Consider the following 17,686-nt stretch of genomic DNA (forward strand, 5'->3'; position numbering starts at 1 on the left):
CGTGATGCTATATCTGCCCATTCTTGTGGCTTTTTCATGCCTTCTCTTGTTCCCCAATCAAAGACCTGAATCCTTACGATTAGAGTTTATTGCCAATTGCTTTAAGTTCTTCAACGATGCGCTTGTTCTTGGGGTTCCTGCTGGCATCTAGGCGGGCGGAGACAACAGTGATTATTTCTAGTATATCTTTAGCTAAATCCTCGTCACAGCTAGCATTTTCGGTTTGATTTACAATCACTACCTCTGTCCCAAAGTGTTCGCACAAATTAAAAATTAGTTCAGAACCAAATCTCAGCAGTCTGTCTTTGTGAGTTAATACCAGTCTTTCTACTTGATTGTCTGCGATCGCCCTAATTAGATGTTGTAAACCCCGCTTACTGTAATTAACCCCAGAACCCACATCATCAATGATTTGGAATTGCCAGCCGTGAGAGGCACAAAACAATTCCAAAACTTGTTTTTGTCTGTCTAAATCATCCTTTTGGTCGTGGCTGCTAACCCTAGCGTAAGCTATGGTTAAAGCGCCGTTGGGTTTTAAGCCGAGAAGATGAGCTAGGTCGTACCGTCTGTGACCGTTAGCCGTGCGTTCCGGTATTAGCTTGCCTTCGGCTTCCCACCTGCGTAAGGTGGAAGCGCTCACACCTTTAATTTTGGCTGCTTCAGTTATAGTTAATTTTTTCATTTTTGGATTTTAGCATCAGAACTAAGCAAGTTCGATCACTTTTAGATATATTTTTGTGCCGTGCTGCAGCTTGGACAAATCCGATTGCCGTGCAAGAAAGTTTGGCAGGCAGATTTTTTATGGTAAAGTAGTGCGAAAAAGCAAAGTTCTGCATCGCCGCCCTTGCCCAACACAGCACAGTGCTTGATTCTTACAAGAATTGAGGCTTTAATTGAGCGGTAAAATTGGATGCATGGATGCAGCAATCAGTGCAAATTATTCGGTGTGAGGCCTGCAAATAGCTTGGGTTTATGGAGAAGTTTGGAGGAGGTAGCAGAAGTAGAACTCATAAATCCCTCTTAGGGATGGAAGTTAGCCGATCGAAAGCTGTTCCGGTTTGGGCTTTGCTATCTTTGGTGACGAACGGGGTACTGATATTCACACTTGCTCAACTACTCCTGGGGGGACACAACTTGACAGAAAGCTTCCAGGCGAATGATGCGGTGACGGCAGAAGGCGCCCAGGAACAAATTGAGCAACCGGTGAGCTCTGCAAACCCAGTGCTAGACGTGCCCGTTCCAGGACCGCGACATAAATGGACTTACCAGCAGTGGGTGACGCAGTTGGGTCGCGAAGCTGAGGCGGCGGCGGCGAATCGACCCTCAAGGCTGAGTGTTTTGGCTGGGGATTCTCTAAGTATGTGGTTTCCGACCAAGCTGTTACCAGTCGATCGATTTTGGCTGAATCAAGGGATTTCGGGGGAGACTTCCGTGGGTTTGCTGAAGCGGTTGCAGTTGTTCGATCGGACTGCGCCGGATACGGTGTTTGTGATGATCGGGATTAACGATTTGTTGCGGGGGACCAGCGACGAAGGGATTTTGGACAACCAGCGACAGATTATTCGCGATTTGCGGTGGGCTCACCCCAAAGCAGAAGTAGTTGTGCAGTCGATTTTGCCGCACAGCGGGGAACAAGCTACTTGGGAAAATCGCGATCGCCTGTTGGCGATTCCTAACAGTCGGATTAGGGCAATCAATCGACGGCTGAAAGAAATTGCTAGTTCTGAAAATGTTTTGTATCTGGATTTGTACCCGCTGTTTGCGGATGCTGACGGCAATTTGCCAACCGAACTCAGCACAGACGGCTTGCACCTTAACGATCAAGGTTATCTGGTTTGGCGCTCGGCCCTGCAACTGTTCGATCAGATGCAGTTGAAAAATGAGTCATGAGTTATTAGTCATTAGTTAGAAAGATAAAGGATAAATTGACATCCTCCCCGGCCGTACCGCAGGATTCCAAGAATCACTTCTTGGGCTTCCTCTTTCCACGACTCGACTTACATTGAGGAGTTGCCTCACCAATGCAGAGGTCGATGTCTTCAGAGGCGTTTAACGTTCCCGTGTGCCCCACGGTACGGAGTGCTAACTCAAGTATGTTAATTGCTGCATTCCAGTCTCGGTCTAGTACAAAACCACAATGGTGACAGCGATGTGTTCTTTGACTCAAAGACTTCTTGATGACTTCCCCACAGTTGGAACAGTGTTGAGAAGTGTAGTGCGGTGGTACGGCAACCGTTACCACACCAAACACCTTGCCAAAATATTCCAACCATTGACGGAAAGCCGACCATGCAGCATCAGATATAGACTTAGACAGTTGTCTGTTTCGGACCATGTTACGCACCTGCAAGTCCTCATAGGCAACCAAGTCGTTAGACTGGATGACGCATCTTGCCAACTTCACGGCAAAATCTTTACGCTGCCTACTTACCTTGAGGTGTTTTCTACTCAGGCGATTTCTCGCTTTGGCTCTGTTTTTCGAGCCTTTGGTCGTGCGAGAAAGTTTACGACTAAGACGCTTGAGCGCTTTCTCGGACTTTCTCAGATGACGGGGGTTCTCGATTGTCTGACCGTCCGAATCGGTGTAGAAGTGAGTCAATCCAACATCCAGTCCAACAGTCTTACCCGTTGGCTTTCTCTTCTCTACCCGTTCTTGGTCAAGGCAAAACTGAACGTAGTACCCATCAGCTCTACGAACAACACGCACTCGCTTAATCTGCTTCAACTGGTAGAAGTGAAGGTCACGAGTTCCCCACATCTTGAAGCTTCCTGCTTCAAACCCATCAGTGAAGGTGATAGTTCGTCTATCGAACGACAACTTCCAGCCCGTTGTTTTATATTCAACAGAGCCATGTGTTTGATGCTTCTTAAAGCGTGGGAAGCCTTTCTTCCCGGGCTTGCTTTTTTTGCAATTGTCATAAAACCGAGCGATAGAACTCCAAGCCCGATCGGCAGAAGCTTGTCGAGCTTGGGAATTAAGTTTGCCGGCGAACGGAAACTCTTTGCCGAGAACAGCGCAATAGGCGCTCAACTCGTACTTGCCAATCCCCAAGTTGTCCAACCAGTATCTAAGGCCGCTATTGCGGACAAAGCGAGCAGTACGAATGGCTTCATCGAGCCGCTCGTACTGCTCGCTTTGTCCCTCTAGTTTTGCCTCAAAAACAAGCATACTTACGCTGACATAACTAGCGTAAGTATACCACCGTTAAAGAAAGCCGTCCTAGAAGGACGGGGCTTTAAACCCATTATTTTTGGTAACATTCTCCCCAACTCTCCCCCTCTCCTCCTCCCACTCTCCCCAACTCAAAACTCCTGTCCTCTCCTCAACTCCCCCTCTCGGATTACTCTGCTATCACTGGCTATGTCAAGTAACGGCGGATAGATTAAGAAATATGATACTTAGCTATTTAGTATAGGCTGATACAGAATAACTGTTGGTACAAATGGTGCAATCCAAAAGGCATAGACCGTTGGATTGAGTGTGGACAAATTTAGATGAGTCCGGTTATACGAAGTCGGGGGGTTGAGGATTGGGGAATTATCTATTGAAGATTTGTTCCGCTAAAACAGGGACTTAAAACCAAATAACTATTGCATCTAAAATCCTCGCATCTAAAATCGGCTCGGTCTTCCCTGAAAATTGCTGAGTATGAGAAGGTACAACTAACGTGATCAAAAAAAGTTTAACGATCGGCATGATGGCGCTGTGGCTGTTAAGCGGACCGCTGATGGACAATGCCTTAGCTCAAGATGCTGGTGCTGCTGCGGTGGCGCCGAATCCGATCGACACCGGCGATACGGCTTGGATGTTGGTTTCCTCAGCACTGGTGCTGTTAATGACACCGGGGCTGGCGTTTTTCTACGGGGGATTGGTGCGATCGCGCAACGTCCTCAACACCATGATGATGAGCTTGGTCATGATGGGAGTCATCGGCGTCACCTGGACGCTGTGGGGCTACAGTTTGGCTTTTGATGTCACTCGCAGCAACCTCAATGATAAAGGGTTTGCCCAAGGACTCGAAACCTTTCTCGGCGGCCTGGACTGGATGTTCTTGAACAACGTCACGGCGGACACACCAGATCCGATCGGCTACGCACCGACAATACCCCACCAACTCTTCATGGTTTACCAGATGATGTTCGCCATCATCACTCCAGCGTTGATTTCCGGGGCGATCGTCGAACGGGTAACATTTAAAACCTATTTCTGGTTCGTGCTGCTGTGGTCTACCTTCATCTACTCTCCTTTAGCCCACTGGGTTTGGGGTAGAGGCTGGCTGCAGGCGATCGGATCTCTGGACTTTGCCGGCGGCACAGTCGTACACATCAGTTCCGGTGTTTCTGCGGTTGTCGCAGCTTGGATGATCGGGCCTCGCAAAGACCACTTGAACAAGCCCCACACCCCTCACAACGTACCCTACGTATTGCTGGGAATTGGGATGCTGTGGTTCGGCTGGTGTGGCTTCAACGGCGGTAGCGCTTTGGGAGCTGGTTCTTTAGCAACCGTGGCTTTTGTCACGACGATGATTTCTGCAGCAGCCGGGGGTTTAACTTGGACAATTGTGGAATGGGTTCTCAGAGGCAAACCGACAGCAGTGGGAATTGCTAGCGGTTTCCTCGCGGGATTGGTGGGCATCACACCTGCCGCTGGATTCGTGCTTCCCGTGGGGGCGCTTTTGATCGGATCGATCACTTCGGTTTGCTGCTTCTTTGCCGTTAGTTTCCGGGCTAAGCTGGGATTTGACGACTCTTTGGATACCTTCCCGATTCACGGCGTCGGCGGAACTATAGGCGCGCTTCTGACAGGTGTGTTTGCGACTAAAGCCGTTAACGATCTCGGAAATGACGGGCTGTTTGCGGGGAATCCGGGGCTAATAGTCACCCAGTTTGTAGGCGTTCTAGCTACTTACGTGTTTGCGGCTGTGGGCACTTTTGTGATCCTGAAAATTTTGGGGCAGTTTATGGAACTGCGAGTGCCCTCATCTGCTGAAGACCAAGGTTTGGATATCGGCGAGCATGGGGAAGAAGCTTACGGTGAGGATTTTGCCGGCGGTTTCAGTTCGTTTGAATCGAGCTCTCCTTTTGCGCCGAAGAAGGTTTGAAGCTGATTTTCTGAATAAGTTCGATCGTGCAGAGACTCAGCTATCTGGGTCTCTCGGCTTTTTTTAAGTTTTTTTTTTACGAACCGCGAAGGCGCGTTCGGCGAAGCCGTTCCCGTAGGGTAGAGCGCGAAGAAGGAAGAGGAAGAAGGGTTAAGATGAGAGAATTATGCGTTTGATGCCTTCTTTGAGGATTGGAACGTTGAAGTCGATCGGAAGACCTAGAGTGTTTTTGGTAATTTTAAGATAGGAGATAACTTGGGCTTCGTGGATGGGAGCTACCTTTTCTACAGCTTTTAGTTCGACAATGAGGATATCGCCAACCATAAAGTCTAATTGACCTTCGCCGACTTGATGACCTTTGTAGGTGATTGCTACTGGCTTTTTAGGCTGACAAGGTATCCCTCGCATCCGAAATTCAACTTCTAAGGATTCCTGATACACTGATTCTAAAAATCCTGGCCCCAAAAGCCGATGCACCTCAATAGCCGCCCCAATCGCTCTATAAGCCAACTGTTCTACCTGTTCGCCCAATTGTCTCATTCTTCTTTCTTCTTCCTTCTTCCTTCGCGTCTTCGCGGTTCATTCTTTCTTCCCTCTCATGTGTCGATCGTATAAATAGCATATCCCCTCTTCGCTCTGAACCCATAATCGCGATCGCACCCCAGGCATTCTAAAATCAAAGGTAATTAACCTAGATTTCAACTCGATACCGCATGGATACTAAAGCTTTTAAACGATCGCTCCAACAGTCTGAAAACTACCACCGCAAGGGTTTCGGACACGAAGCTGAGGTAGCTGGGGTGATGCAGACGGCTTATCAAAGCAGTCTGATCCAGCAAATTCGCGACAATAATTACAGGCTAGAACGCGGCGCAGTTACGATCCGGCTGGCTGAGGCTTTTGGCTTTTGCTGGGGGGTGGAACGCGCTGTAGCTATTGCTTACGAGACTCGCAAACATTTCCCGTCAGAACGGATTTGGATTACTAATGAGATTATTCACAATCCGTCTGTAAATCAGCATTTGCGGGATATGGAGGTTGGTTTTATTTCTGTCGAGAAGGGACAGAAAGATTTTTCGGTTGTCGATAGCGGCGATGTGGTAATTTTACCAGCTTTTGGAGCAAGCGTGCAAGAAATGCAGTTGCTTAATGATAAGGGCTGCAAGATTGTTGATACTACTTGTCCTTGGGTTTCTAAGGTTTGGAATACTGTTGAAAAGCACAAAAAGAGGAATTATACTTCGATTATTCACGGTCAATACAAGCATGAGGAAACTGTTGCTACGAGTTCTTTTGCTGATAAGTATTTGATTGTATTGAATTTCCAGGAAGCTGAATATGTCAGCAATTATATCTTGCATGGGGGCGACCGCGATGAGTTTCTTGCTAAATTTAGCAAGGCTTATTCTGCTGGTTTTGACCCCGATGTGGATTTGGAAAGTGTTGGTATTGCTAACCAAACTACTATGCTCAAAACTGAGACAGAGAACATTGGCAAGTTATTTGAAAAAACGATGATGCGGAAGTTTGGGCCTGAAAATTTGAACGAGCATTTTCAGAGTTTTAATACTATCTGCGATGCGACTCAGGAACGCCAAGATGCTATGTTAAGTTTGGTTGAGGAAAAGTTGGATTTGATGCTGGTGATTGGGGGTTTTAATTCTTCTAATACTACGCATTTGCAGGAAATTGCGATCGACAAAACTGTTCCTTCTTATCACATTGATTGTGCGGAGCGCATTTTACCCGGAAATCGGATCGAACACAAGCCTTTGGGGGCTGATTTGATCGTAACCGAAGGTTGGCTACCGGATGGTAAAATTGTAGTCGGCGTGACTTCGGGTGCTTCTACGCCTGATAAGGTTGTTGAAGATGCGATCGATCGCATTTTCGCGATGAAAGCCGCTGCGATTGTCTAATTATATTGTTTCTGCACTGCACTGGGAATCATAATTTTCTCAGTGCAGCACTTGCGTGATTCCTCGCTGGTGACATCGCTCGATCGCTCTCACGTAAGCCAAGAGAGTATAATTCCGATATAACCGGATTTGAGATTCCACTAATTTCCACCCATTTATTCTCAGCAGTTACCCGATTGCTCGAATTGTTGATACTATTCACCCGCGCCATCGTTCCTGTGAATTTTTCCCCTGCGTCCAACAAATTATTTATTAAATAAAGTATTAAAAATTCGCCTTTTTTTTGCGGTAAAAACCTTGACGCTGCCGGCTTGACAAGGTATTATTTAACAATGGGAATGTTGGCGAAATTAAAATTTGGTTTCCCACTCCCATTATCTAAAATATACCCCAAAAATCAACTTAAATCAATAGGTGAAAACTCCTTTTTTTGCGCCGCGATTTGAAACTGTAAAAGCAGCACGATCGATGCAACAAAACATGGCGGATAAAGCTTTGTTTGCAACCCTAAATTGTGTGGCGTTGGCCTGAATCACGAGACGCAAGAGAGCAATTTCTGGCTTAAGGGGGATGCGAAAAGAATCGAAACTAAGTTACAAACAAGATCGATCGCACATTTGAGCCTTAAATTTATAGTCTTTAGCCCCCCTATAGGCCCGCGCCAAAAAATCGAGTAGTCGGCATCCAGTTAAAATAAAAAAAAGCAGGACTCGCACAGCGACTATTTCATGAAACAATCACTGACTCCCCAAATCACGGCAGGTATCGGAATGGTCGTGGCCCTGCTAATTTTTAATGCGGCTACTTCCTACCGCAACACTCTCAAGTTAGTCGAAAACGAACGCTGGGTGAGCCACACTCACCAAGTTTTAACCGAACTCGAAGCTACGCTTTCCACGTTAAAAGATGCTGAAACCGGACAGCGCGGTTATTTGCTGACGGGAGAAGAACGGTATTTAGAACCGTATAACAGCGCGATCGCCCGCATCAACCAACAAGTAGCCGGATTGCAACAGCTAACGGCTGACAATAAGCGGCAGCAACAGCGCCTTCGCAATTTTCAAATTGCGATCGACTCTAAATTAGCCGACCTTGAAGGAACCCTCAATGTGCGACGCAAACAAAACTTAGCAGCAGCCGTGCGGCAAATAAAAACTGGTAGGGGAAAGCAACTCATGGGGGACATTCGGCAGCAGATAGCCGCCATGACTGCCGAAGAAACTCAGCTATTGCAGCAGCGCGCCCGAGAATCTCAAAGGAGCGCTAATTTGACAATCCTGAGTTTTACCGTTGCGAGTTTAGTAAATTTCCTGTTGATGGTGTTGGTTTACTATTTGGTGAAGCGCGATCGAACTTTGCGCGACAAGGCCGAAATTAAGCAAAATCAACTTTTAGACCAGCTAGAACACGATCGCCACTCCCTACAATTAAGCGAAGAACGTTTCCGCAGCGCCATTTTCAACGCACCGCTGCCAATTATGCTGCACGCTGAAAACGGAAAAGTTTTGCAAATTAACTCCGCTTGGACAGAACTCTCAGGCTACGAATACTCAGAAATTCCCACAATTGAAGATTGGACAGAAAAAGCTTACCACAGCCGCCAATCGCTAGTGCAAGCAGATATCGCTCGGCTGCACGAATTAAACGCGCGCATTTCTGAAGGCGAATATATGATTACCACAGCCAGCGGCGAAAGTCGAATTTGGGAGTTTTATTCCGCACCTCTAGGCAAGCTTTCCGACGGCAGAAGTTTAGTAATTAGTACCGCCATTGACATAACTGCGCGCAAACAAGCAGAAGCAGAAATTCGGATGCTCAACGCTACGTTAGAACGGCGAGTGGAACTCCGCACCAATCAACTTCAAGCAGCTAACGAAGAATTAGAAGCTTTCGCCTATACCGTAGCCCACGATTTGCGTGCCCCCCTGCGGGGAATGCAGGGATTGGCTGAAGCTTTATTAGAAGATTACCGTGACATCCTCGACGAACTCGGTCAAGAATACGCCCAGCAAATTGTTAATTCTGGGCAACAACTAGAAGAATTAATCCAAGATTTGCTAGCTTACAGCCACCTGAGCCGCACTGATTTATCGCTGCAAGTTTTAGACTTAGAATCTGCTGTGACCGAGGCAATTGCTATGGTAAAAGCTGACGCTAAATCCAGACAGGCTCAAATCAGTGTTCGAGCACCCTTGCCTGCGGTAATTGCCCACCGCGTTACTTTAGTTCAAGTAATCGCAAATCTGCTCACCAATGCTATAAAATTTGTGGAAGGCACACCACCCCAAGTGCAGATATGGGCCGAGGAACTTGAGCTGCCTCAAGAGGGAGAGACAGACAGCGATACAGCGGGAGAATTGGAAAGGGGAACTGTGGGACAGTGGGAACATTCCCAGTTACTTATGGTCAGCCCTGTATTGCCATTCCCCATAATCCGTCTGTGGGTAGAAGACAACGGCATCGGAATTGCTCAAGAACATCAAAAACGCATTTTTCGGGTTTTTGAACGGCTGCACGGTATCGAATCTTACCCCGGAACTGGTATAGGATTAGCTATTGTAAAAAAAGGAGTCGATCGCATGGGCGGTCAAGTTGGAGTGGAATCTCAAGTAGGACAAGGCAGTCGATTTTGGATAGAACTGAGGAAGCATGAGCCAAACGCAGACGATTTTACTGGTGGAAGATAACCCCGTTGATGTTTTGTTGATGCAGCGGGCTTTTCGCAATGAGATTTTTGCTAATACTTCGCTGCAAATTGTGCGAGATGGAGATGCAGCGGTTTTTTATTTAAATGGTGACGGAGAATACAGCGATCGCGATCGCTATCCTTTACCTGCGATAATTTTACTAGACTTGAAATTGCCCAGGAGATCCGGTCACGAGGTTCTGGTTTGGCTGAAGCAGCAGCCGGAACTAAAACGCTTGCCGGTGGTTATGCTTACTTCTTCTAGGCAAACTCTTGATGTCAAGCGAGCTTACGATTTAGGGGTAAATTCTTATTTGGTTAAACCAGTCGGGTTTGCTTCTTTATTAGAAATGATGCAGAGTTTTAGGGAGTATTGGCTCAACTATACCGAACTGCCGGAACCGAGAGAATTTAGTGGTTTATAGTGGCTGTTTACCGATTTTTATTGCTTGTTTCCTCGTTACCAGGCTGTTTCTGGTAACGAGTGAATTAAGTTTTTAGTGAGGAATCCCGTCATTTTTTATTTTAAAAGGGCAACATCCAACATTTTTATTAGGAGCGATCGATCGGCACTCTAGCTAACAGCCCAATTATAGATTGTTAAAGTGGTACACATTCTGGTAATTGACGACAACCCAACGGATCGGCTGCTTGTCAAACGCGAGTTAGAGCGGCAATTCTCGCAATTGCAAATAACAGAAATTCCCGACGATAAATTATTTGCGAAAGCACTGAATCGAGGCGGATTCCATCTGGTAATTACCGACTACCAACTACGCTGGACAAACGGTATAGATGTGCTTAAAACTATAAAATCCAGTTATCCAGAATGCCCGATTGTAATGTTTACGAATACAGGCAACGAAGAAATTGCTGTAGAGGCGATGAAATCCGGATTGGATGACTACATTATCAAGTCGCCCAAACACTACGTCCGCCTTGGCGTTGCGGTTCGCAGGGTGCTCGATCGAGTTGCCGCCTGGGAACGAGTTGCTCGACTAGAAAACCAACTTCATTCTCTGCTAGAACGCTTAAATGTCGGAGTTTTTCGAGCGAGTTCCGACGGGAAGCTTTTGGAAAGCAATCAAGCTTTTTTGCGCTTGTTTGATGCCAGCAATTTAGCAGATGTCCAAGAAATTTATCGGCAGCAATTGTTTGTGCAACCCCTAGATTCAGGGGAGTCTCGGTCTCAAAATATCGAAATTTCATTTCCTTTGGCAGACGGTCGAGTAAAATGGATTCGGTTTTCTCAATATCTCTACAGCGCAGAAGGTGAAAGTACCATTGAGGGATTGGTGGAAGATATTACTGAACTCAAGCAGGCTGAACTTGCTTTACGCGAATTTAATGAAACTTTGGAAGAGCGGGTGAGAGAGCGTACTGCTGAGTTGGAAGAAGTTAACGCACAGCTCGAATCATTTACATATTCAGTTTCTCACGACTTGCGCGCTCCTCTGCGGGGAATTTCGTTTTTTGCTGAAATGTTGCTTAAAGAGAAAGCCAGCGAGTTGGAGGCTACTGCACAGGATTACTTGTATCGGATTAATGACGCTGCAAGTCTGATGAATACTTTAATCGAAAATTTGTTAGAGTACAGCCGCCTCAGCAAAGCTAACTTGCCACTAAAAGCAGTCTCTCTTAATTTAATTGTGGCTGGCTCGATCGCGCAACTAGAGGCTGAAATTGCCCAAAAACAAGCTCGGATAACGGTTGTTGAACCGCTACCTACGGTGTTAGCCCATCCTCCTACGCTGCTGCAAATCTTGGCTAACTTGCTCTCCAATGCTATTAAGTTCGTGCAGCCGGGGATAGAGCCGCAGGTGCGAGTTTATGCAGAAGCTGAGGAGGAATATATCTATCTTTGGGTAGAAGACAACGGCATTGGTATTGAAGAAAAATTTCAAGAGAGAATTTTTGGGTTGTTCGATCGCCTGCACGGTCAAGAAGTGTATCCAGGGACGGGTATAGGGCTGGCGATCGCTCGCAAAGGAGTCGATCGGATGGGGGGTGCGATCGGGGTGAAATCGACTTTGGGAATCGGTACCCGCTTCTGGGTAAAATTACGCAAGTGCGAGAGTTGAGGAAGCAAGTTCGGCAACGCGCAGTGAATCGGGATTTAAAAAAAGATGAGGTTCTACGCAAGAGGGTTTTAACAGCAATATTCTGCTGTAGCTCAAAAAATCAATCAACCCGCTGGTTCACACCCGAAGACAGAATCAACAATTAGTATAATGATAGTTAAGTAATCTCTTGCACCTTTACCGCCTGAGCAGGCTTTCCGATCTGTTTTACAACAACTTACTTAATTAATTTGGTTGTGGGCACGCCCCTAAAAAGCTGGTTGAGGATACTACAACTTTTAAAATATAATAAAATACAAGCAAATACAATAAAATTATTGGCAAGTCTAATTAACCCACCAAGTACCTATTTAAATTGTCGAGATTGCTCAATAACATATTGTTAGATTTAAGAATGTTTGCGCTCATACAAAAACTAAAAGGCTAATGCTGTCTATTCTATTAATCGACGACAACCCGAACGATCGCCTGATGATCGAGCGAGAACTGAGGAAAACTTTTCCCGATTTAGCAATTAAGTCCGTTATTGATATCCACACTCTAGAACACATCCTGGGAGCCGGGGGTTTTGATATAGTAATTACCGACTACCAACTGCACTGGAGCGACGGATTAACTATTCTCCACAAAGTTCACAGCCGCTACCCCAATTGTCCGGTAATTATGTGTACTGACAGCGGCAGCGAAGAAGTGGCAGTCGAAGCTATGAAAGCCGGTTTGAGCGATTACGTGTTCAAAGGGCGGCACTTCAAGCGGCTGGCGGGGGCCGTGGGCGAAAGCTTGAAAAAACAGCAGTTGCGCGAGAACTACGCGAAAACGTCGGCGCAGTTGGCAATTTCGGAGGAAAGGCTGAGATTGGCGATCGAAGCCTCGAAAATGGGAACTTGGGATTGGAATGTATTAACTGGCGAGGTCGTTTGGTCGGAGGGACACGAACTGTTATTCGGGTTAGAAAAAGGCAGTTTTCTGGGAACTTACGAAGCGTTTTTTGCCTGCATTCACCCGGATGACCAGGCATCGATCGCCGGCGCTGTTACCTTTGCTTTAGAAAAGAAAATAGAATACAAGTACGAATTTAGAGTCATTTGGCCCGACGGCAGCTTGCACTGGATCGCGAGTAGGGGCAAGTTTTTTGATGATGATACGGGTAAATCGGTGCGATCGAGCGGCCTGGTTTGGGATATTACGGAGCGCAAATTATCGGAAGCCCGGGTGCAAGAAAGCGAGGAAAATTTGCGCTTTGCTCTAGAAGCAGCTAACACGATCGCTTTTACCTGGGATTTGGCATCGGGGGAAGTCCGCCGCTCCTCCAATGCCGAAACACAGATGGGTTTGGGCCCAAACAGCAGCTTTGGTACTTTTGAGCAAAAAAAGAATGCGGTGCATCCAGAAGACCGCGAAAGGTTTTTGGCAGATTTGGATGCCGCATTCAGCGGCACGGGAGTTTACGAGTCGGAATACCGCAAAGTGCGACCCGACGGCTCAGTGATTTGGCTTCACGACAAAGGGCGAGTGGTTTTTGACGCATCCGGCACACCCCTTCGGCTGTCCGGCGTGGCGATCGACATTACGGATCGCAAACAGCTAGAATACGACCGCGCGCGCGCGTTGGCCCGGGAGCGGTCGTATTTGCGCCGCCTGCAAAAGTTAACCTCCGCGTCAGTTGCTATCAACTCCACGCTGTCGGTGGCAGAAATACTTCAGTTAGCTGCCGATAGCGCCCGCCAAATTCTGGAAGTCCACCAGGTAGCGGTCAACCTCAACCCGGCAGCCAACTGGGATGAGGGAATTAGCAAGTTTTCCATGTCAGAAAAATACGCCGCGTGGCAAGATTACTGCGAGGAACCAGACGGTACAGGCATTTACCAAAAAGTTTGGCAGCAGCAACAGGCGATGCGAATGACTCAAAGCGAGTTAGAGGCTGACCCGGCATGGCGGGATTTCGGCAAGGCTGCGGGGAAGCACCCGCCGATGCGGGGCTGGCTGGCTGTACCGCTGACGACTCGGGACGGAAGAAATCTGGGATTGATTCAGTTGTCTGACAAGTATGAGGGGGAGTTTGCCGAAGATGATGAAACTATTTTAATGCAGTTGGCTCAGACGGTGTCTGGGGCGATCGACAATGCCCGACTTTACGAGGAATCTCAGCAGGCAAATCGCATGAAAGATGAGTTTTTGGCAACTCTTTCTCATGAGCTGCGATCGCCTTTAAACGCGATTTTGGGCTGGGCGCAACTGCTGCAGCAACGCAGTTTGAGTCCGGCTGCTACGGGGCGGGCTTTAGAAACGATCGAGCGAAATGCTAAATTGCAAACTCAATTGATTGATGATTTGCTGGATATTTCGCGAATTATTCGCGGCAAGTTGACGTTGAATCCTTGTGCGGTAAATTTGATTTCGATGGTGGAAGGAGCGGTGAATACGGTACGGTTGGCTGCCGATGCTAAGTCGATCGATTTGCGGTTTGCAATAGGAGATTTGGGTTTAGAGACTGGTGAATTTTCCAAGCTTGGGAAGGTTTCTGGCAATCCTGAATCTGAGTTAAATCCGAGATTTTGGGTATCAGGAGACCCGGGCCGCTTGCAGCAAGTAATTTGGAATTTGCTGACGAATGCGATTAAGTTTACGCCGCGCGGGGGGCGAGTTGAAATCCGGCTTTCGAGAGTTGATTCGGAGGTTGAGCTGGCTGTTACCGACACGGGAATTGGGGTTGCACCGAATTTTTTGCCTTACGTGTTTGACTCTTTCCGCCAAGCGGATGCTACGATTACTCGCAATTATAGCGGTTTGGGGCTGGGTCTGGCGATCGTGCGGCAGTTGGTGGAACTCCACGGCGGCACGGTTTGGGCCCAGAGTCCGGGACTGAATATGGGCTCGACTTTTACTTTCCGTCTCCCTGCGATGCAGGTAAATTCGATCCCAGAGGAGGAAGCACAGGTTTGGGCTGACGCTGGTAATTTACTGGGAGTTAAGATTTTGCTGGTTGATGACGAGGTTGATTCGCGGGAATTTATAAGGTTTGTCTTGGCAGATGCCGGGGCCACTGTCATGGTTGCATCGTCTGCTGCTGAGGCGTTTGAGGTGGCTTCGCAGTTTAGCCCGGATGTTTTGGTCAGCGATATCGGAATGCCGGAGGAAGACGGCTATTCGCTGGTACGAAGGCTGCGTTCTTTGAACACACAGACAGGAAAATTTTGGGCGATCGCTCTGACGGCTTATGCTAGGGATGAAGACCGCGATCGTGCTTTTGCTGCAGGTTTTGACCGACATCTGTCTAAACCTGTGCAACCCGATCTCTTGGTAGAGACCATAGTCCAGTTGAAGCAGCAAGGGCTAACAACTTAAAAAATTCTATTAATAATGGGGAATTGGTAATTAGGAATTGTGTTGTTAGTGACGACTTTAATCCTCGTAAAACTCGCTCGTACTTGCCTTCCTCACTACCAATCTATAATGCTAATTTTACCGGATACAACCTGATTAACCCGACTGGATATCGACTGAATCGCTCAACTGAGAAATATAAAAATTTGTATTTTTCAAACTATTCCTCTTCTGCTTGCGGGGCTTTGCTTCTAGCCAGCCTAAAATATGCAATTTCTATGCCGATTAGGCGAGGGGTTTGTGTTAATATGCTAAAATATCCAACAACCACGCGGTAATTAGGTGGACAAACTTCAGACAGATATAGAGGCAATTTACTCTCAAATAGAGGAATTGCGACTGGAACGCCAGCAGCTTACTATTGCCGATGCTGTCCCAGCCGGTGATTCGCCCCAAGCGATCGCCGATGCTTATCGGCGTCACGCGAGAGAAACAGCACAAGTGTCCGCAGAAGTCAAGGGTATAGATGACGCGATCGCGGCTCTGTCTGCTCAAATGGCTCAGAAACAGCAGCAGTCGGTAAAGTTGCAAAGAATCACTCCGATGGAGCAGCAAGTTGAAGAAGGAAGATTGCTAGCTCAGGGACACGCGGAACGGATTAATGAACTAGCGGCGGAACTGGCGGCGGAAGTGAAGGGACTCAAAGCTATCGCCGACCAAATTAGCCCCAGCTACTGGCAGGTTTATTACAAGCCTTTTATTACTGGTTTTAAGAGTATATCTGTTCCCTACGTGCGATCGGACGGGGATGTTTGGACTATTGTCAATCGAGTAGTTTAGAGAGGCTGCGGGAGCAGAAATAATAAGCGCTCAAGACAATTTTTTTCCTGTCCCTATTCCTCAACCTCAACCTCGCAGCAATTGCTTAATAGTGCCGACCAATTCCTGAGGGTGAAATGGCTTGGCGATATAAGCGTCGGCTCCTTGTTTCATCCCCCAATAGCGATCGAACTCTTCGCTTTTGCTCGAACACATTACCACCGGCAAATTTTGGGTTTTAGGGTCGCTTTTGAGCCGACGACAGACTTCGTAGCCGTTCATCCGGGGCATCACGATATCCAGAACGACTAAATCTGGGCGGTTAGCCTTGATTTGCTCTAGAGCTTCTACGCCATCACTCGCTACCGTGACGTTGAGTCCTCTACCTTTGAGCAAGTCGGCGATCATCTCCCGCAGAGTGACGCTATCATCAACAACCATAACTGTACTCATAGAATAATCCCTACCAAGTTTCTGGGTTGAAACGTTCTCATTAACGTTTACACTAACGTTCACCTTCAAAGGTGTCTTTTCCTGATTGAGATTGCGCTCTGCTAAATGTAGTTTACCCACTTTTGCTGATTTCTCAATCATTTTCTGAGTAATTACCGCAAAATTTAAATATCCGCGCAATCTCGGTTGACACACAAGGCTACGTCCGTTAGTCTATCATTTTCTTTCTCAAATGGTACTATTATCAAAAAATAAGGGTATAGCTTGGTTGTGCGTTTCCGGTTGAGGACGGCGGCGCTCGGCCGCCTGCATCCACATTTGTCTACTTAGGATTTTTCGTACCTAAAGCCGATAGTTTTTGGTCGTAGAGCGTGTCTAAAACGACCGGGCGCTGGCGGTAGCTGTGACCGGTGTTTTTGCAGCCGTTAGCAACGATTCCCAAGACGGAAGCTCCAGAAATTTTTAATTCTTCTAAAACTTTACGAACTTGCGATCGGTCTGTTTGCCCAATTTGGACAACCATAATCGTAGCGTCTGTATGAGCTGCGATCAAGTGGGTGTCTGCCAAGCCAGTCACTGGCGGGGTGTCATAAATTACTAAATCAAAAAATGCTTGAAATTGCTCCATCAGATACTGCATTTTTTTGGAAGAAAGAAGCTTGATCGGATCGGGGGCAATTTGGCCGGCGGTGAGTACGAACAAATTTTCTTGGTTCGGGGCTCGTTGAATCGCGTCGTTGAGGCTGAGATCCGTGGAGATGGCATCGCCCAGGCCACGCACGTTTGGCAGTCCTAACTTAGCGTGCAGTTGCGGGCAGCGCAAGTCTGCATCTACTAACAAGACTCGCTGTCCGACTGCTGCTGCTGTGGCTGCCAGGTGCAAAGCTACTGTAGATTTGCCGTCTCCGGCTACGGCTGAGCCGACTAAGAGCGATCGAATCGCCGTGCCTGCACTGAGCAAGTGAATGTTCGTGTAGAGCGATCGAAATGCTTCTAAAAATTGATAGTCCAAGTCGCTCAAAATACTTGTTGATCCCCCGCTCATCGAACCAGTATGTCTAGCTTCGACCGGTTCGACTACTTCCACTTTCGAGTTAGAGCGAGCCGATGTTAGTTTTCTCTGTCGGGCTGGTCGTCTGCGCTTGACTTTCTTGGTAAACGGAATCACCCCAAGTATTGGCAATCTTGTGGCCATTCTCAGTGATTCTGGAGTGTGGAACACAGTAGGCGTTGCTGAATCAAGGTATGAATACTGCCGGAACGGGAACATCCTGAAATTTTAGGTAATGTATTAATAATTTA

General features: G+C 47.3%; 13 protein-coding genes. 8 read left to right on the forward strand and 5 right to left on the reverse strand.

What is annotated here, in order from left to right; all coding sequences use genetic code 11:
* Nucleotides 1-79 precede the first annotated feature (79 nt).
* Complete coding sequence (locus QUB33_RS26050) at nt 80-682, reverse strand: IS607 family transposase (protein WP_333356371.1); 603 nt, start codon at nt 680-682, stop codon at nt 80-82.
* Between the two features lie 290 nt (nt 683-972).
* Here QUB33_RS26050 and QUB33_RS26055 point away from each other — a divergent pair, with 290 nt between their 5' ends.
* The gene (locus QUB33_RS26055; protein WP_333356374.1) at nt 973-1,890 is read left to right on the forward strand and encodes an SGNH/GDSL hydrolase family protein; all 918 of its coding nucleotides are present in this window, start codon (nt 973-975) and stop codon (nt 1,888-1,890) included.
* Between the two features lie 73 nt (nt 1,891-1,963).
* Here the strand turns inward: QUB33_RS26055 and QUB33_RS26060 are convergent, their stop codons facing one another.
* A complete protein-coding gene (locus tag QUB33_RS26060; protein ID WP_333356377.1) occupies nt 1,964-3,169 on the reverse strand; it encodes a transposase in 1,206 nt (401 codons plus the stop codon).
* Between the two features lie 499 nt (nt 3,170-3,668).
* On the opposite strand from QUB33_RS26060, the gene QUB33_RS26065 reads away from it, so the two are divergent.
* Nucleotides 3,669-5,102 (forward strand): ammonium transporter, encoded by a 1,434-nt coding sequence (locus QUB33_RS26065; protein WP_333356381.1) that lies wholly within the window; start codon nt 3,669-3,671, stop codon nt 5,100-5,102.
* Between the two features lie 150 nt (nt 5,103-5,252).
* On the opposite strand, the gene QUB33_RS26070 is transcribed toward QUB33_RS26065, so the two are convergent.
* Nucleotides 5,253-5,642 carry a GxxExxY protein gene (locus tag QUB33_RS26070; protein WP_333356384.1) on the reverse strand — a complete coding sequence of 130 codons (390 nt, stop codon included), beginning with the start codon at nt 5,640-5,642 and terminating at the stop codon, nt 5,253-5,255.
* A gap of 173 nt (nt 5,643-5,815) precedes the next feature.
* On the opposite strand from QUB33_RS26070, the gene QUB33_RS26075 reads away from it, so the two are divergent.
* The 6 genes from QUB33_RS26075 to QUB33_RS26100 all read left to right on the forward strand — a co-directional run bounded on the left by QUB33_RS26075 (nt 5,816) and on the right by QUB33_RS26100 (nt 15,952).
* A complete protein-coding gene (locus QUB33_RS26075) occupies nt 5,816-7,021 on the forward strand; it encodes a 4-hydroxy-3-methylbut-2-enyl diphosphate reductase (RefSeq protein WP_333356387.1) in 1,206 nt (401 codons plus the stop codon).
* A gap of 728 nt (nt 7,022-7,749) precedes the next feature.
* Complete coding sequence (locus QUB33_RS26080) at nt 7,750-9,708, forward strand: CHASE3 domain-containing protein (RefSeq protein WP_333356390.1); 1,959 nt, start codon at nt 7,750-7,752, stop codon at nt 9,706-9,708.
* On the forward strand, nt 9,671-10,132 hold the full coding sequence (locus tag QUB33_RS26085) for a response regulator (protein WP_333356393.1): 462 nt from the start codon (nt 9,671-9,673) through the stop codon (nt 10,130-10,132). The genes QUB33_RS26080 and QUB33_RS26085 overlap by 38 nt, the downstream gene beginning before the upstream one ends.
* 180 nt (nt 10,133-10,312) lie before the next feature.
* The gene (locus QUB33_RS26090; protein WP_333356396.1) at nt 10,313-11,788 is read left to right on the forward strand and encodes an ATP-binding protein; all 1,476 of its coding nucleotides are present in this window, start codon (nt 10,313-10,315) and stop codon (nt 11,786-11,788) included.
* A 426-nt stretch (nt 11,789-12,214) separates the two neighbouring features.
* Nucleotides 12,215-15,133 (forward strand): response regulator, encoded by a 2,919-nt coding sequence (locus QUB33_RS26095; protein ID WP_333356399.1) that lies wholly within the window; start codon nt 12,215-12,217, stop codon nt 15,131-15,133.
* Nucleotides 15,134-15,454: 321 nt separating this feature from the next.
* A complete protein-coding gene (locus QUB33_RS26100; protein WP_333356402.1) occupies nt 15,455-15,952 on the forward strand; it encodes a hypothetical protein in 498 nt (165 codons plus the stop codon).
* 66 nt (nt 15,953-16,018) lie between these two features.
* On the opposite strand, the gene QUB33_RS26105 is transcribed toward QUB33_RS26100, so the two are convergent.
* Together QUB33_RS26105 and QUB33_RS26110 are read right to left on the reverse strand one after the other, a co-directional pair.
* Complete coding sequence (locus tag QUB33_RS26105; RefSeq protein WP_039886668.1) at nt 16,019-16,384, reverse strand: response regulator transcription factor; 366 nt, start codon at nt 16,382-16,384, stop codon at nt 16,019-16,021.
* A gap of 322 nt (nt 16,385-16,706) precedes the next feature.
* Nucleotides 16,707-17,579 (reverse strand): CpsD/CapB family tyrosine-protein kinase, encoded by an 873-nt coding sequence (locus QUB33_RS26110; RefSeq protein WP_333356406.1) that lies wholly within the window; start codon nt 17,577-17,579, stop codon nt 16,707-16,709.
* Nucleotides 17,580-17,686: the final 107 nt, after the last annotated feature.

This window comes from Microcoleus sp. B3-A4, assembly GCF_036705385.1.
Taxonomy (GTDB): Bacteria; Cyanobacteriota; Cyanobacteriia; order Cyanobacteriales; family Microcoleaceae; genus Microcoleus.

Coding starts and splice junctions, on each gene's coding strand:
- QUB33_RS26050 (WP_333356371.1), bottom strand. CDS start 682: ATGAAAAAATTAACTATAACTGAAGCAGCCAAAATTAAAGGTGTGAGC.
- QUB33_RS26055 (WP_333356374.1), top strand. CDS start 973: ATGGAGAAGTTTGGAGGAGGTAGCAGAAGTAGAACTCATAAATCCCTC.
- QUB33_RS26060 (WP_333356377.1), bottom strand. CDS start 3,169: ATGCTTGTTTTTGAGGCAAAACTAGAGGGACAAAGCGAGCAGTACGAG.
- QUB33_RS26070 (WP_333356384.1), bottom strand. CDS start 5,642: ATGAGACAATTGGGCGAACAGGTAGAACAGTTGGCTTATAGAGCGATT.
- QUB33_RS26075 (WP_333356387.1), top strand. CDS start 5,816: ATGGATACTAAAGCTTTTAAACGATCGCTCCAACAGTCTGAAAACTAC.
- QUB33_RS26080 (WP_333356390.1), top strand. CDS start 7,750: ATGAAACAATCACTGACTCCCCAAATCACGGCAGGTATCGGAATGGTC.
- QUB33_RS26085 (WP_333356393.1), top strand. CDS start 9,671: ATGAGCCAAACGCAGACGATTTTACTGGTGGAAGATAACCCCGTTGAT.
- QUB33_RS26095 (WP_333356399.1), top strand. CDS start 12,215: ATGCTGTCTATTCTATTAATCGACGACAACCCGAACGATCGCCTGATG.
- QUB33_RS26105 (WP_039886668.1), bottom strand. CDS start 16,384: ATGAGTACAGTTATGGTTGTTGATGATAGCGTCACTCTGCGGGAGATG.
- QUB33_RS26110 (WP_333356406.1), bottom strand. CDS start 17,579: ATGGCCACAAGATTGCCAATACTTGGGGTGATTCCGTTTACCAAGAAA.